Raw genomic sequence first — 16,992 nt, forward strand, 5'->3', positions numbered from 1 at the left:
ATTACTCTATCACAGCCAAGACATCTTCTTCAGACATGAGAAGGTAGTCGTCTTCTTCTTCCGTTTTCACTTCAGTTCCTGCAAACGCACCAAAAAGGACGCGATCGCCTACTTTTAATTCGAGTGGAGTCACTGATCCATCATCTTTGATAGCTCCTGGTCCAACAGCTACAACTTCACCTTGCCTAGGTTTTTCTTGAGCAGAATCGGGAAGGAGAATCCCACCTTTCGTGAGGGTCGCTTCAGCTCGCTTGACGAGAATTCGCTTTCCAAGAGGCTTTATCTTCTTGACTGACATAATTTTAGGTCTCCTAAGATCATTTGAAAAAACAAAATCATACTGGTAAAACCCCCTTTTTGTCAAGGGAGCCAAGAGGTTTTTAGCAATCTTTAGTCAATATTGGCTAAGAACCTGAGTTCTGGGCTAATAATCTGAAATGAGGTACTTAGCGCGCACCTTTTCGAACGCATTGCGCTCCTCTTTCTGGTAGGAAATCATCTTCCAAGCTGCATACTGTTCTTCATTCATAATACGCAAGATCTCACTGTTCCCATTTGCTTTACAAAACAGATCCTTCTTGATGTTATTGATTCCCTCAAGTGACGCCTTGACCCGATCAGGGTATAAACTTTTGAGCATTCCAAGTAAAAGATACTGAACACTTGAAGGACGGTATCTCAACTTGTCAGTCACCCGAATCAGAACGCCATGGCACTCTTGTCCCTTAAGCGATCCATAGAACGGGCGATAGTGAAAAGGGAGGAACTTTACGCCAGGAAGTCTCTGCTGATTTAGTTTTGTTGCAAATTCTTCTGCATTGAGCCAAGGTGCACCTATTACCTTAAAAGGAAGAGTATAGCCGACCCCATGATTGACGATATCGAGTTCGCCAAGGATACCTGTTGAGGCATAGAAGAGTGGGGTGTCTGCCTCTGGAATATGAGGGCTCGTTGGAATCCATTCTAGCCCAGTATCGCTAAAACTCATGCGTMGCTTCCAACCTCTCATCGGGATAACCTTCAGTTTGCACCCTATCTTGTATTCCCCGTTGAAAAAACGGGCCAGCTCTCCAATAGTCATACCATGGCAGTAAGGCACATTAATATAACCAATATAAGAACGCCAATTTTGTTCGAGCATCGAGCCATCGACAATCATCCCATTTATTGGATTCGGTCTATCTAAAACAAGTACTGGAATTTTCTGTTTGGCAGCCTCCTCCATCACATAATAGAGCGTTGTCGCGTAAGTATAAGAGCGCACTCCAATGTCTTGAATGTCATAGATGAGGACATCGATTTTCTTTAACATTTCACTTGTTGGGCGACGTGTTGATCCGTGCAAACTGTAAATGGGAATTTGGTCATGCGTGCTTCCATCTGCTACCTTTTCAAACGCATATCCATTTCCATTGAGTCCGTGTTCAGGGGAAAATAAAGCCACAAGTTTAAGATGATCTTTCAATAATTTCGCAGTAGGAATGAGATCTCGATTCACACCTGTATGGTTTGTGACCAAACCTATCCTTTTCCCTTGAAGAGACTTATGATGTCCTTCAGCAAAAAAGACATCGATCCCCAAATCAACATCTGCTCGCAAAGACATTGAAAATAAGCAAAATAAGAAAAGAAAAAACCGAGTCATATTTTTTTGCAGTATTTTTGAAAAGATCATACGACAAAAAGAATTTTTCAGGTAATAAAACGGTTAGAGAGGTGTGTATGCAAGAAGCAAGCGAATCCAAACATTTGAAAGCAGCACGTGAGATGCTGTCAGCTGCCTATCACACCCCTTTAACTTTGAAAGAAAGACAAGAAAAAGCCATTGAGCTCGCCTCCCATATCCTGCTGGAATCTAACCAGATCATCACCAAGGATGATCAGAAAAAACACGAAGAGCTCTCTCGTATGATGCGCGACCCAGTAGGGAAAGTTTTCACAACCGCGATGACCGATCAGTGCTTTCGCTCTCATGATTACAAGCGTATCGCCAATCAAATGATCTACTTGCTCAACTTGTACGGCATCCCCAAATTTTTAAGCTCATTTAAACGACTCCAACTCTACTTGTTTAAACTACTTGGAGATAAATTTGCCAACATTCTCGTTCCCATGGCTATGCGCCAACTTCGAAAAGAAACATCCAAAGTGATCATTCCAGGTGAGAAAGGACCTTTAGCAAAGCACATCAAAAAACGGAAAGCTCAGGGCATTCGTCTCAATTTAAACCATTTAGGTGAAGCAATCTTAGGCGAAGAAGAAGCTAAAAAAAGACTCGAAGTTTATCTACGTGACTTAAAAAATCCCTACATTGATTATGTCTCGATCAAAATTTCCACGATCTACTCGCAATTGAACCTCCTCTCCTATGAAAACACCTTAGACAATCTCGCGGCTCGTCTACGAGAACTCTACCGAGCAGCAATAGAGAACAAAACGCAACTGAAAGATGGATGCACCTCGCACAAGTTTGTCAACTTAGACATGGAAGAGTACCGCGACCTTCATTTGACAAAAGACCTCTTCATTAAAGTCTTAAGCGAACCCGAGTTTCATTCTCTTTCGGCAGGAATAGTCTTACAGGCTTATCTTCCCGATTCACATGACATCCAAAAAGAGCTGACTCATTGGGCCATGGACCGTGTAAGAAACGGGGGAGCCCCGATAAAAATTCGGATTGTAAAAGGGGCCAACATGGCCATGGAACAAGTCGAAGCCTCTCTCCGAGATTGGGAGCAAGCTCCTTATGAACACAAAATCCAAACTGACGCTAACTACAAATCAATGATCCTTTACGCCTGCGAGCCTGAGCATTCCAAAGCGGTTCATATCGGTGTTGCAAGTCACAACCTTTTCGACATTGCTTTTGCAATGCTCCTACGTTTAGAAAACCGCGTTGAGCAAGAAGTCACATTTGAAATGTTAGAAGGAATGGCTGACCACACCCGTCAAGTCGTTCAAGCCTTGACGAATGATATCCTCCTTTACTGCGCAGTGGCCACAAAAGAAGATTTTCAAAGCGCTATTGCCTACCTCATTCGGCGCCTCGATGAAAACACGGGTATCGAAAACTATCTAGCTCACAGCTTTGGGCTCACGCCTGAATCAAAAGAGTGGAGCATTCAATGCTCTCTTTTCCGCGATGCCTGCCAAATGATCCCAACCATTTATCAAACCCCTCGTCGCACTCAAAACCGTTTTGATCCCCCCTCTCATCTCGACATCAAAGCCCTCTTCGAAAACGAATCCGATACCGATTTTTCCCTCGCTGAAAACCGCAAGTGGGGAAAAGCCATCTTAGACACGTGGAAAAATAAACAAATCGACCCTATTCCACTTGTCATTGAAGGAAAAGAGATCTCCCACTCTGACCCAGAAGGGAAAGGTTACGACCCCTCAACTCCGAGCCGCCCCTTATATACCTATAGTATGGCCTCTTGGGAAGAAGTCGATCAAGCCCTTAGATGCGCCAAAAATTACGAAAAGACTTGGGGCAAAACCTCGGTTGAAGAGCGCTGCAAACTCCTATCCAAAGTCGCCCAAAGACTCCGTGAAACACGAGCTGACCTCATCGGTGCTATGGTTGCCGACGGAGGCAAACTCATTATGGAAGCCGACGTCGAGCACTCTGAAACTATCGACTTTGCCGAATACTACCTCCGATCCATGCAACATTTAAATGGACTCAGCGACATTCAGTGGTCTCCCAAAGGAACCATCCTTGTGACACCCCCTTGGAACTTCCCCACTTCAATTCCTGGAGGAGGGATCTGCACAGCTTTAGTCACAGGGAACTGCGTCCTCTTCAAACCCGCCCCCGAAGCGGTCCTTGCTGGATGGGAACTCGTCAAAGCCTTTTGGGATGCAGGTATTCCTAAAGAAGCACTCCAATTTATCAACTGCGCAGACGATCCTGTTGGAAGCCAGCTGATTAAAGACACACGCGTCAATTCTGTCATCTTAACAGGAGCAACCAGCACGGCTCATCTTTTTGCAAAAATGCGCCCAGGAATCGACCTTTCAGCTGAAACTGGAGGAAAAAACGCCCTGATCATTTCTTCTCTATCTGATCGAGACCTGGCAATTAAAGACCTCGTCCAATCGGCATTTGGGCACAATGGACAAAAATGTAGCGCAGCTTCCCTCGCCATTTTAGAAAAAGAAGTCTACGACGATCCTCATTTTCGTAAACAGTTGCGCGACGCTGCAGCTAGCTTAAAAGTTGGATCAGCTTGGGATCTTTCGAGTAAAATCACTCCCCTCATCCGTGAACCCGGCGATGACTTGAAAAAAGGACTTACCACATTAGAAGAAGGAGAGTTTTGGTTGCTTGAGCCTAAACAAGACAGCTCAAACCCGAACCTTTGGTCGCCTGGAATTAAATTTGGCGTCCACAAAGGAAGCTACACCCAACAAACCGAATTTTTCGGACCTGTTTTAGGAGTGATGCGCGCAGAAAATATCGACCATGCAATTCACCTTGCGAACTCTACTCCCTATGGATTGACATCGGGCATTCACAGCCTCGACAAACGAGAAATCAAAAAGTGGCAAAATCTCATCATAGCCGGGAATTGCTACATTAATCGCACCATTACAGGGGCGATTGTTAGACGTCAACCTTTTGGAGGATGCAAAAATAGTAGCTACGGGCATGGAAGCAAAGCAGGTGGTCCCAACTATTTGACCCAATTCATGCATGCCACGCAAAAAGGGATTCCCAAAGAAAAGTTTCCTGTCGGAGAGTGGGTCAATAACCTCACTCGCTTTCTTGAAAAATTCGATTTATCTGCAGAAGAACTGGGGATGTGGTATGCCAGTGTTTCGAGTTATGCATTTTTCTGGCAGCAGTTTAAGCGAGATAAAGACAGTTCTAAAATTGTGGGACAAGACAACTTCTTCCGCTATCTGCCTCAGAAAAAGTTGATTTTCCGCATCGGTCCAAATACCAAACCCATGGATTACTTACGCGTTTTTGCAGCAGCACTCACATGTGAAACACGCTTAGAAGTCAGTTGGGAAAAAAGTCGGGATGCCAAAGTTCGTCAAGCTAATTGGGAAGCCCTTCTTCCGATCTTCAATATCGTTGAAGAAGACCAGGCCACCTTTATCAAACGGATGTGCAGCTGTCATTTCAAGCGCATTCGAATGCTTGAAGAACCTTCTGCGGAAATGAAACAAGCAGCTGCAGCCTCCGCAACTTACATCGATCACACACCAGTTTTAGCCAATGGAAGAATTGAACTTCTCCATTATCTTCGTGAAATGTCGCTCAGCGTTGATTATCACCGTTATGGAAATCTCGGCCTCCGTGAAGGTGAGCTACGGAAACCCATCTTATAACTCTCTTTTCAAAAAATTTTCACTATCTTAATAAAAAATCTTTTTTTTAATTTCTGAAAAACATACGATGGTAGCCATCAAATTTTTCCCGGAGTTCTAAGATATGAGTAGTTATCTTACCAATTTAACATCAGTGCAAACACCACTAACAGTGGTGAGTTCTGTCTTTTCAGGAGTTGCCACAGCTTACGCAAAAAATTATCCTATCAAAAACGCTGCTATCATCAGCGGTATTACAGGATTTACAGCTTCAGTCACAACTTCTGCTCTAGATCCAGAAACAAGAACGATCTACAAAATACTTTTAGCGGCAGCAACAGTTGTCGGAACGCTTATGGCGTTGCAAAGTGCTAGTCAATACCTAGAAACCAAATTTGGTTTCGTGATCGAGCCAAAACTTGTGAGTTACCTCACAGTCACAAACGTTGTTGGAGTCGCAATCAGCTTCGTAATCAACCGAGCCAAGCCTCTCTTAGACGTCGAAGCATTTGACAAGCATTCTGATGAAGAGGTGAAAGCCCTTCATACACGTATGCTCGAAGAAGGAAATAAAGAATTCGCTGAAAGTAGCAAACTCCTTCAGCTCCGTATGGTCCAACGTTTCGCAGCTCTTGGTCTAGATGTTGCCAAGTTTGAAGCAAAGCTTACTGCTGAAGTGATTAAAGGTCTTAGCAAAGCTGAAGTAGAATATCTCTTCAAGTTCCGCATCGAAGCTGATGAAGGGAAACCAGCAAAAACATGGACCTCTTGGGTCGATTCTGATGAGACTAAAAATGCTCTCATCTTGCGTTTCCTTGCTTGCAGACTCATCAACTCAACTGTTACTAAAGAAGATTTGGAAGCAGCTCTAAAAGTGAGTGATCTGCCAAAAGAAGAGTTTGAACTCCCCACAACTGTTGAGGCTATTAAAGCACTTAACACAACTGATTCAGCCTTCTACCGTGAAGTCTACAAAATCTTGTCAGATAAGTGGGCTGAGCTTTCTATTGGTGCACAGTGGGAACTTGTTCAAGCAAAACCTGCTGATCTGCCTCCAACATTTGATGCTTTACGCATCAAGGATGCACCAAAAGCTGCTATCGAGTGGTATATTGGTGATGAAAGCCCAGTGAAATGGCGCGAAGTCCCACGCCCCATGCAAGAAGCTTTGAAAGCAAGATGCGCTGACGAAAAAATCGAGCTCAATGCAGCCTTGAATCCTGAAAAAGCTGCTGAAGTTGAAAAACTTGAGAAAGAAGAAGTCAAAGCTTACTTCACTCTCTTTGCAAGTCCCAAATTTGTTAAGAGCCTCTCTGATGAAGTCGCTGCAGCATTCATGCTACGCTTCTTCGACATGGAACTCGATGCAAAAACCATCCCACTCGAGGTGTTTACACCAGAGCGTGTTGCAAGCATCCACCTACCTGCTTCAGGACCTGAAGCACAATTGGATCAACTTCCAGCAGGAAAGCTTCCATGGGTTCACCGCATTTATCAAGCACTCCCCGAGAACTGGTATATTCTTTACGAAAAAGACAGACATACTGTTCTTTCAAAACGTTTTGGAGATGCAAAACTCGAAGAGCTCTTCATGCCAAGAAGAAAACAATCAGATCCTCTTCCAGACTCACTTGACACTAAACGTCATCATGCAGCATTTACAAGAGTTCCAAATGGTGATACAGCCTGGAGAAACTTTACGAATAGCCAACAAAAGACGTTTAACGAAAGATTTGAAGCTGCCAAGCTTTCACCTCTCGGCGTTACTTCTTATTGGTACTAAAAACTTTTTCCTTAAAAGAGAGGGCCTAGGCCCTCTCTTTTTTAGCCTTTTCATTTAACACTTTTATCTCTATAATTGCTCCAAAAAAAATCTAAGGAGTAATTATGTCTTCTATTTCAAACTACAGTAAAAATATTTTTTCAAAAGAGTCTGCCCTTAATTTTGCAGGTACAGTTGGAACCGGCTTGCTCTCAGCACGCTTCTTACCGATTTCCATTAAAGAAGCAGGTGTTGTCTCTGCTGCCGCAGGCACCCTATCAACAATGGGACAAGCACTCCTTGGAAAAGATGCTAGCACATTCAAGAAAGGTTTAGTAACAATTGGAGCTTTTGCCCTCACTTACTTTGGAACTGCAGCTCTTGCACCAACACTTGCAACTCGCTTTGCCCTTACACTAACACCTCAATTTATCGGAAAAATCCTTGCTTTCAACGCTCTAGGACAAGTTGTTTCGTTTGGACTTGCAAAAATCCTTTTTGTCACCTCATGGAACATGTCTGATGCTCAAATCAAAACTCTTCATGAAACCTACACAAAGGATACAGAGCTCTTCACAAAACTTCCTGCAGTTGAGCAGCAGCTCATTATCCAGCGCTTTAAAAAGCAAGAACTCGATGTCGCTGCCTTGACTTGTGAAAAGCCATCAGCAGAAGATATCGCAGCTTTAACTGAAAGTGAAGTTCGCACTTTGCACCAACACGAAGTTGCTTTAGAAGATGACGCTCTACTTTTACGTTATTTTGAACTGAACTTAAAACCTTTCGAAGCCATTGAAAAGCGCATTCCCAGGCTCGATCTTAAACAACCTGAAACTGTTGAAGAAGTCGAAGCTTTAAGCGAAGAAAAACTTGCTTGGTATAAGCTTTACTTTGCAGATAATGATGACGCCCGTAAAAAACTACCTCATGATGTTCAATGGGCGCTATATGCGAAGGATAAAGTAGTTTCTACTTATTCATTCAATGCAGACTCACTAAAAACAGCACCAGATGCTCAGATTCATGATTTAGAAAACCCTATGAAATGTCTCAGTTGGTGGGTTGATACATATCCATCTACACAAAAAGCTCTTGTTGAGCGTGCAAAGGCTCTCGGAATTGAAATCCCTCATCCTGTCCATCCGACAAAACCTGAAGAGGTCAGCTCGTTAGATCCAAAAGTTGTTGAAGCTTACAATAAAAAATTCCCGAGTGGGCTCGATAAAGAAGTCGTCAAAGCTTTTAATCAACGCTTCTATGAGTTGAAACTCCCCCTTCCTAATGGTCAAACGATTGCCCAACTCTACAAAAATAAGGATGCAACATGGCCACAAATCACTCTTGAGCTCCCTAAAACTCCTGATGAAGTTGCAAAACTTGATGTGAATCAAATCCCTTGGATGTATGCATTTATACGTGAAAACGGAGGGTTTAACTCTCTCTCATTTGAAATGCAATCGGCTCTCAATGATCCTTTCAGTACTCATCTCTCTCGGCGCTTTTGGTTTAATTTTGACAAGTTGACATTTGAAAACGTCAGCAGTGCATCAGAAAGAACGATCAGCATCTTACACGATCAACTGCATATTAAAAGCGATAAGTGGAAAGGGCTTTCTCCTGCGGTGATCGGTGCACTTGATGCTCGCTTTGCTAAGCAATTTCCAGCTGATAAACTATCAGAAGAGCAAGCAAGAAAATACCATATGCTTTTTGCCTCAAAGCCAGAATGTTGGGGAGCTTTACCAAAGGCACGTCAACAAGCATTGCGCCAGCAGTTCAACAAATACCCAGAGCTCAAAGAGCTTCGCGTGAACTGGCGCTAAAATTTCTTTTACAAAGAGAGGGTTATTACCCTCTCTTTTTTCTTTTCATTTAATACTACCATATCCATAATTACCCACAAATTAACATCGAGGAGTAATTATGCCTTCTATTTCAAACTACAGTAAAAATATTTTTTCAAAAGAGTCTGCCCTTAATTTTGCAGGTACAGTTGGAACCGGCTTGCTCTCAGCACGCTTCTTACCGATTTCCATTAAAGAAGCAGGTGTTGTCTCTGCTGCCGCAGGCACCCTATCAACAATGGGACAAGCACTCCTTGGAAAAGATGCTAGCACATTCAAGAAAGGTTTAGTAACAATTGGAGCTTTTGCCCTCACTTACTTTGGAACTGCAGCTCTTGCACCAACACTTGCAACTCGCTTTGCCCTTACACTAACACCTCAATTTATCGGAAAAATCCTTGCTTTCAACGCTCTAGGACAAGTTGTTTCGTTTGGACTTGCAAAAATCCTTTTTGTCACCTCATGGAACATGTCTGATGCTCAAATCAAAACTCTTCATGAAACCTACACAAAGGATACAGAGCTCTTCACAAAACTTCCTGCAGTTGAGCAGCAGCTCATTATCCAGCGCTTTAAAAAGCAAGAACTCGATGTCGCTGCCTTGACTTGTGAAAAGCCATCAGCAGAAGATATCGCAGCTTTAACTGAAAGTGAAGTTCGCACTTTGCACCAACACGAAGTTGCTTTAGAAGATGACGCTCTACTTTTACGTTATTTTGAACTGAACTTAAAACCTTTCGAAGCCATTGAAAAGCGCATTCCCAGGCTCGATCTTAAACAACCTGAAACTGTTGAAGAAGTCGAAGCTTTAAGCGAAGAAAAACTTGCTTGGTATAAGCTTTACTTTGCAGATAATGATGACGCCCGTAAAAAACTACCTCATGATGTTCAATGGGCGCTATATGCGAAGGATAAAGTAGTTTCTACTTATTCATTCAATGCAGACTCACTAAAAACAGCACCAGATGCTCAGATTCATGATTTAGAAAACCCTATGAAATGTCTCAGTTGGTGGGTTGGGCTCTATACAAACTCACAGAAAGTTCTCGTTGAGCGTGCAAAGGCTCTCGGAATTGAAATCCCTCATCCTGTCCATCCGACAAAACCTGAAGAGGTCAGCTCGTTAGATCCAAAAGTTGTTGAAGCTTACAATAAAAAATTCCCGAGTGGGCTCGATAAAGAAGTCGTCAAAGCTTTTAATCAACGCTTCTATGAGTTGAAACTCCCCCTTCCTAATGGTCAAACGATCGACCAACTCTGCAAAAATAAGAATGCAACATGGCCACAAATCACTCTTGAGCTCCCTAAAACTCCTGATGAAGTTGCAAAACTTGATGTGAATCAAATCCCTTGGATGTATGCATTTATACGTGAAAACGGAGGGTTTAATTCTCTCTCATTTGAAATGCAATCGGCTCTCAATGATCCTTTCTGCACTCGTCTCTCTTGGCGCTTTTGGTTTGATTTTGACAAGTTGACACCTGAAAACGTCAGCAGTGCATCACAAAAAACCATCGAAATCATGCACAGTCAACTAAATGATAAAAGCGATAAGTGGAAAGGGCTTTCTCCTGCGGTGATCGGTGCACTTGATGCTCGCTTTGCTAAGCAATTTCCAGCTGATAAACTATCAGAAGAGCAAGCAAGAAAATACCATATGCTTTTTGCCTCAAAGCCAGATTGTTGGGGWGCTTTACCAAAGGCACGTCAACAAGCRTTGCGCCAGCAGTTCRAYWAATACCCAGAGCTCAAAGAGCTTCGCGTGAACTGGCACTAAAATTTCTTTTACAAAGAGAGGGCTWTTGGCCCTCTCATTCTACTTTTATTTTAACGACGACTTGTTTATAATTTCTCTAAATTAAAATGACCAAGGATTAGTTATGGAATCAATTCGTCAAAATCTTTTTTCAAAAGAATCTGCTCTTCATTTTGCGAGTACTTTCGCAATGGGATTCATCCCATCCCGTTTTACTCCGATTACCATGAAAGAATGCGCTCTTATCGGCACCGTGTCAGGAGGATTGGCATCTTTAAGCAAGGCTTTCGCTGGAAAAGATGCGACCACATTTCGTAAAACGCTTTTTTCTGCCGGCGCATTTGCACTGACTTACTTTTCTTTTACGCAACTGACACCGTTTATCAACAAACATTTGATGGTTCAACTCTCCCCGTCTGTTATCCTACAGATTGTAGCCTTCAATGCACTTGGACATGCTATTGCATTTGTGATCACAAACGTCTTCTTAACAACTCCATGGAACATATCAGGCGAGCAAATCAAATCCCTCCATGAAAAATATGTAAAAGATCCAGAGCTCTTTGAAAAGCAACCAAAAGTTGAGCGTCTCTTGCTCTGGCACCGCTTCGACATGCTTGATTTAGACACCTCAAAGCTCGATAATAAAGTCGAAGGTCTTACAAAAGAAGAAGTAGAAGCATTGACAGATGATCAAGTTCGCACTTTGCACCAACATCAAGCTTACTTAGAAGATGATGTCAATCTAGATCTTCTTCGTAGATATTATGCTCTTAACCTTCCTCCATTCGAAGGTCAAGAAACGGATATCGTCAAACTATCTCTCCCAGTTCCTAAAACTGCTCAAGACTTAGATAGCATCAAAGATCAGCAGTTCAAGTGGTATGCGATTTACTTTGATCAAGTTCCCAGCAAGTTCAATGACGTTCCAGAAGCTGTTCAATGGAAACTTTATACAAAAGGTGGGATGAATGATTATGTGATCGACGAAGATCACCTGCAAACTGCGTCTAAAACGGAACTCGAAGAGTGGGCACAATATGCAGTTGAGCATCCAGAATGGTGGGTGACAAATGATTCTGATGTACAAGAAAGCTTTATGAAGAGAGCATCAGGCGAAGGCATTACAGAGTTACCCCTTCTTCCTCCTACGTCAACTGATGAAGTCTTAAAACTCGAGGAAAAGTGGATACGCGCTTATAATAAATCTCTTCCCCAAAATTTAGATGAAGCTACTCAAAAGGCGTTAAACTTGCGCTTTTTTGAGCTAAAACTCCCATTCCCCAACGGCGACACCCCTGCTAGTTTATCTGAAGCTAAAGAGTCCTTCCCTGAAATTGACATTTCCCTTCCTGCAACTGCTGAAGCTGTTGAGAAGCTCTGTGACAATGAGCTCCAATGGATTTATGCTGTGATACAGAATAGCGAAAAGGGTTTTCATGGGTTATCTTTTGAAGTTCAGTCAGCTCTCAATGCCCGTTTTGATGCGTCAGAAGATTTTTGGGCATACTACTTTTCTATCAATAAACTAACTGAGGACAACATCGGAGCAGCTTCTGAGACAACCATTAAATTCTTGTCAGAGGATGTCTTAAAGCAACTTGACGATTGGGTAACTCTAGCCCCAGCTGTTCGAACAGCTTTTGAGAAGCGTCTAGGAAAAAAACCTTTCACAGTTGAAGTTTTTAAATCTGTTAAAACTGAGAAACTTGACGAAGAGCAAGCCACAAACTTTCATACCTATTTCAGTGGTGAAGGAAATGACATGTGGAAACAACTTGGTCAGAAGCAAGCAGATTTCAATGCTGCTTTCAGAAAATTCTCATTAGCTGAGATAAAAGCTTAAATTTTAATCAGAGAGAGGGCTTATGCCCTCTCATTCTACTTTTATTTTAACGACGACTTGTTTATAATTTCTCCCAATAAAAATGACCAGGGATTAGTTATGGAATCAATTCGTCAAAATCTTTTTACTAAAGCGTCTGCTCTACATTTTGCGAGCACAGTAGGCATAGGACTCATTCCTTCATGCTTCACGCCCATTACTATGAAAGAATGTGCCCTTATAGGTTCGGTTACTGGAAGTTTAACCGCTCTTGGTCATGCTTTTGTTGGAAAAGATGCGACCACATTCAAAAAAATCCTCATTACAGTTGGTTCTTTTGGGATCACCTTCTTTTCCCTTACGAAGTTCACGCCTCTTCTCAATGCACGTTTCGCCGTTCAACTCTATCCAGGCGCAATCCTCCAAGTCCTCGTATTTAATGCTCTTGGTCAAGTTGCCTCTTTTGCAATCACAAAGTATTATCTAACTACCCCATGGAACATGTCAGATGAGCAAATCACAGCTTTGCACGCTAAATATGAGAAGAAGCCCGAACTATTTGAAAAGCATTCTTCTGTTGAGCAACTCTTGCTTTTGCACCGCTTTAATGAATTAGGCTTAAAAAACTCATTTAAAGATAAAGATCCTTCGAAAGAAGAAATCCAGGCATTAACAGATGAGCAAATCCGCATTTTACATCAACATGAGGCCTACCTAACTGAAGACGAAGTTAACGAGGCTCTTCTTCTCCGCTACTTTGCTCTAAATCTCCCCCCTTTTGATGACATTGAAGATGAAATTTCAGAAATCACACTCAAAATACCAAACACTACTCAAGACTTAGAGGGGATTAAAGACCAGCAGTTCAAGTGGTATGAGATTTACTTTGAAAAAAATGCTGGAGCTTTAAAAGCACTCTCCTATCCGCTCCAATGGGCCCTTTATGAAAAGGGAGGTGCTCAAACATATTACTTTGATGCCGAGTATTTAAAGACTGCTCCTGAAGCGCAAATTCGTGATTTGATGAGCAAGGCCCCCCTTACTTGGTGGGTGACAATCGATCCAGTAGAACAAGCCGCTTTGATTGACCGTGCGGTAGGATTTAAAATCGAAGTTCCTTATCCTGCTCATCCCAAAACTGCCGAAGAAGTTAGAAGCCTAAAAATAGAAGTGTTGAAAGCTTATCATAAAAAACTTCATAAGGATCTTGGAAGTGAGGTGATTCAAGCCTTTAACCTTCGCTTTTATGAATGCAACCTCCCCTTCCCAAATGGGATTGATACCATTGACAAACTGAAAAAAGAAGGTCTACCTTTTCCTTTAATTGCAATTGAACTTCCAAAAAGTATTGAAGAGGTAGGACATCTTCATAACCATCAACTCCCATGGATTTATGCTAGATGTGCCAATCACTTTTCAACTCTCTCTTTTGAAATCCAGTCAGCGCTAAATGAAAGATTTTGGAATACACAAGCGAGCTGGCACTACTTGTTTTCCCTCGGTAAACTGACTGCTGACAATATCGGAAAAGCAGGAGAGCTCACAATCAAGATTTTGAGTGATGATCTCTCAAATCAACTCGATGAGTGGATTGCATTGGACCCATCTATTCGCGGAGCTTTTATAGCCAAACTCAAATCGGACCCATTTACAGCCGAAACTTTTAAAGCCGTTGAAACAACAACGCTTTCAAAAGATGCAGCAACGCGCTATCACACCTTTTTCAATGGCAGAGGAAACTCTCTTTGGAAAAATCTTGGAGATAAGCAGGCAACTTTCAATGAGGCCTTCGAAAACCATTCTCTCCCTGCAATTGCCCCCTAATGCAATGAGGCGCGAACGCGCCTCACTTGATTTCCATCGGCGAGATCGGTATTCTATCTCCTTATGATAGATCTCAATGCAAAACAGCAACTTGCCGCCGAGCATATTGAAGGGCCCATGCTTGTCTTAGCTGGCGCTGGCTCAGGTAAAACCCGTGTTGTCACTTGCCGCATTGCTCACCTCCTAAAAATTGGAGTTCCTTCTTCTGAGATTTTGGCGCTCACTTTTACCAATAAAGCTGCCGAGGAAATGCGCAATCGGATCAAAGAGATTGCAAACCACTATGTGCTGACCTCTACATTTCACTCACTTGGAGCCCGCATTTTACGGGAATCCATTTCAGTCTTAGGATACCGGAGTGATTTCACCATTTACGATGAAAATGACAGTTTACAACTGCTTAAAAACTGCTTGGGGTCCCTCGGTTATAAAGACGACAAGGGATTGCTCAAGTCGCTCCGCATTGCGATTTCAAATGCCAAAAACGATTTACTCAGGCCTCAAGATCTCGACCGAGATTTCCATTCACGTCACGATCAGTTACTTAAAGAGTTGTACGTGATGTATCAAGATAAACTTAAAGAATACAACGCACTCGACTTTGATGATCTGCTTTTTTTAACTGTGCGTTTGTTTAGGGAATCACCCGAAACGTTAAAACGGTATCAAAAAAGGTGGTCGTTCATTCTAATTGATGAATATCAAGACACAAATGCTGCTCAATATGAAATGACGAAACTTCTTTCCGAGGTGCACAATAACATCTTTGTGGTCGGAGATCCCGATCAATCGATTTACTCATGGCGTGGCGCCAATATCCACAACATTCTCGAATTTGAAAAAGACTATGCAGGGGCGCAAGTCATCACCCTTGAGCAAAACTACCGCAGCACTACGAATATCTTGGAAGGAGCCAATGCACTTATCGAGCAAAACGAGCAGCGCTACAAAAAAGAACTATGGAGTGATCTTGGTGCAGGAGAAAAAATTGGAATCTTTATGGCGCGCAATGAGCAAGCTGAAGCGCAGTTTGTCGTCGAAGAACTGATAAGCAAGACCCGCTCAGAACACATTCCTCTAAGAGAGTGTGTCATTTTTTACCGCACCAACGCTCAATCACGCATTTTTGAAGATGCATTTTTAAAATACCAAATTCCCTATGTGATCATTGGAGGGCTTTCCTTTTACCAAAGACGGGAAATCAAAGACATCTTAGCCCTGCTACGGATGGTTGTTTCTAATGCAGATTTTCTCTCATTTGCTCGCACCATCAACTTGCCAAAAAGGGGGATCGGACCCACAACCTTAAATAAATGGCGTGATTTAGCTGAAGAGTTAGCACTTCCAATTCTTTCTCTTTGCCGCGAACTCATGAGTGGCAATGTGACCCAAGCCCCTCTCACAAAAAAACAAGAAGAAGGACTGCGTGACTATTTTGGGGTGCTTGCCTCATTGAAATCGATGTGCGATGAAAGGTTGCCTCTTGAAGAAATCGTGCAAGCAGCGATTGAGCAGTCTCGTTACTTAGATGTCCTAAAAGCTGACCCTGAAACGGCAAGCGATCGGAAAGAAAATCTCGAGGCGCTCATCAACAAAGCAGCAGAGTGGAGCGAAGAAAGGGAAACACCCACCCTCATTCATTTTTTAGAAGAGCTTTCACTCAAATCAAGTCTCGACGAAGCACCGGAATACGACTCGGTCCGTTTGATGACCCTTCACAACGGAAAAGGATTGGAGTTTGATCTGACATTTATTGTGGGGATGGAAGAAGATCTCTTTCCCCATATTAATTCAAAAGATTCCATTGAGGCGCTGGAAGAAGAAAGGCGCCTTTGCTATGTCGGGATGACCCGCGCGAAACAGTTTCTCTATTTGACTGCCTCGACCTACCGGTTCATGTGGGGAACTCCAAAAGTCATGGTTCCTAGCCGCTTTTTAAAAGAGGTACCACCTGAATATCTTACAGTCCTTTCTGCAGAAGAAAAGGAAGAAGAGGAGTTCCATTTCGACGACGAAGAAAAAATGGCTATTGGAACCGTTGTCTTTCATAAAGACTTCGGAAAAGGACTGATCAAAAAAGCCTACAACACTTCTCTTGGAGTGACATACGATGTGCTTTTTTTCGAGAGTAATATGGTGCGGTCTTTGGTAGGGAAATATGCGAAATTTAAGAATTTATCGACGTAAAAGGCCTATGACACGATCTGAAAAGAAATAAGCTCATCAAAGGATGGATCTTAGCTGATTTCAATATCTTGTAGATCGTCTTCTTGGACATCAACAGGAGTTTCAACATGACAAACGCGGTTCCATCTACCTGCGTCTTCACCTTTCATTTCATGTCCTTCTTGCTCAGGAAGTGGGCTTCCTGAAAGCAAGGCAAGTATAAAGGAAGCAAGAGAAAATAGATTCATCTTAATCCTCAAAACCATCTTGTGGCGCTTTAATCGCCATGTTTCTGTACCTCTCAACGAGAGGGTTTTTTAAGTTATAAGCGTATTCTTCGCGGTATTTGGGGTAAGGAATTTCCTCAAATCCAGAAGGCAACACATATAAATTCGCAACAGCTACGACGAGGGCGAATGCGAGAAAAAGGGCGAAAACCAGAAATTTATTCATATTGCTTATCCCGGTTGCTGTAATCGGGTGAGATTAAAAC

11 protein-coding genes are annotated in these 16,992 nt (G+C 42.6%); 7 read left to right on the top strand and 4 right to left on the bottom strand.

The window, feature by feature from the left end; all coding sequences use genetic code 11:
• Window position 1 precedes the first annotated feature (1 nt).
• Together SNE_RS11430 and SNE_RS11435 are read right to left on the bottom strand one after the other, a co-directional pair.
• Entirely contained in the window at window positions 2–298 is a 297-nt protein-coding gene (locus tag SNE_RS11430) for a co-chaperone GroES (RefSeq protein ID WP_041419100.1), read from the bottom strand.
• Between the two features lie 126 nt (window positions 299–424).
• Window positions 425–1,645: an exo-beta-N-acetylmuramidase NamZ family protein gene (locus SNE_RS11435; protein WP_041419514.1), complete on the bottom strand. Its 1,221-nt coding sequence runs from the start codon at window positions 1,643–1,645 to the stop codon at window positions 425–427.
• A gap of 77 nt (window positions 1,646–1,722) precedes the next feature.
• Here SNE_RS11435 and SNE_RS11440 point away from each other — a divergent pair, with 77 nt between their 5' ends.
• From SNE_RS11440 to SNE_RS11470, 7 genes are all read left to right on the top strand, one after another.
• Window positions 1,723–5,343 (top strand): bifunctional proline dehydrogenase/L-glutamate gamma-semialdehyde dehydrogenase, encoded by a 3,621-nt coding sequence (locus SNE_RS11440; protein WP_013944605.1) that lies wholly within the window; start codon window positions 1,723–1,725, stop codon window positions 5,341–5,343.
• A gap of 103 nt (window positions 5,344–5,446) precedes the next feature.
• The gene (locus SNE_RS11445) at window positions 5,447–7,105 is read left to right on the top strand and encodes a hypothetical protein (protein WP_013944606.1); all 1,659 of its coding nucleotides are present in this window, start codon (window positions 5,447–5,449) and stop codon (window positions 7,103–7,105) included.
• Window positions 7,106–7,209: 104 nt separating this feature from the next.
• Window positions 7,210–8,907: a hypothetical protein gene (locus SNE_RS11450; protein ID WP_013944607.1), complete on the top strand. Its 1,698-nt coding sequence runs from the start codon at window positions 7,210–7,212 to the stop codon at window positions 8,905–8,907.
• A 100-nt stretch (window positions 8,908–9,007) separates the two neighbouring features.
• The gene (locus tag SNE_RS11455; RefSeq protein WP_013944608.1) at window positions 9,008–10,705 is read left to right on the top strand and encodes a hypothetical protein; all 1,698 of its coding nucleotides are present in this window, start codon (window positions 9,008–9,010) and stop codon (window positions 10,703–10,705) included.
• A 103-nt stretch (window positions 10,706–10,808) separates the two neighbouring features.
• Window positions 10,809–12,530, top strand: a complete 1,722-nt coding sequence (locus tag SNE_RS11460) for a hypothetical protein (RefSeq protein ID WP_013944609.1) — start codon at window positions 10,809–10,811, stop codon at window positions 12,528–12,530.
• A 99-nt stretch (window positions 12,531–12,629) separates the two neighbouring features.
• Window positions 12,630–14,333 carry a hypothetical protein gene (locus SNE_RS11465; protein WP_013944610.1) on the top strand — a complete coding sequence of 568 codons (1,704 nt, stop codon included), beginning with the start codon at window positions 12,630–12,632 and terminating at the stop codon, window positions 14,331–14,333.
• A 63-nt stretch (window positions 14,334–14,396) separates the two neighbouring features.
• On the top strand, window positions 14,397–16,520 hold the full coding sequence (locus SNE_RS11470; protein WP_013944611.1) for an ATP-dependent helicase: 2,124 nt from the start codon (window positions 14,397–14,399) through the stop codon (window positions 16,518–16,520).
• A gap of 50 nt (window positions 16,521–16,570) precedes the next feature.
• Here SNE_RS11470 and SNE_RS13255 read toward each other — a convergent pair whose 3' ends face one another.
• Both SNE_RS13255 and SNE_RS11475 read right to left on the bottom strand, forming a co-directional pair.
• The gene (locus tag SNE_RS13255) at window positions 16,571–16,747 is read right to left on the bottom strand and encodes a hypothetical protein (RefSeq protein ID WP_013944612.1); all 177 of its coding nucleotides are present in this window, start codon (window positions 16,745–16,747) and stop codon (window positions 16,571–16,573) included.
• 1 nt (window position 16,748) lies between these two features.
• The gene (locus SNE_RS11475; protein WP_013944613.1) at window positions 16,749–16,952 is read right to left on the bottom strand and encodes a hypothetical protein; all 204 of its coding nucleotides are present in this window, start codon (window positions 16,950–16,952) and stop codon (window positions 16,749–16,751) included.
• Between the last annotated feature and the right edge of the window lie 40 nt (window positions 16,953–16,992).

This window comes from Simkania negevensis Z, assembly GCF_000237205.1.
GTDB classification, from domain to species: domain Bacteria; phylum Chlamydiota; class Chlamydiia; order Chlamydiales; family Simkaniaceae; genus Simkania; species Simkania negevensis.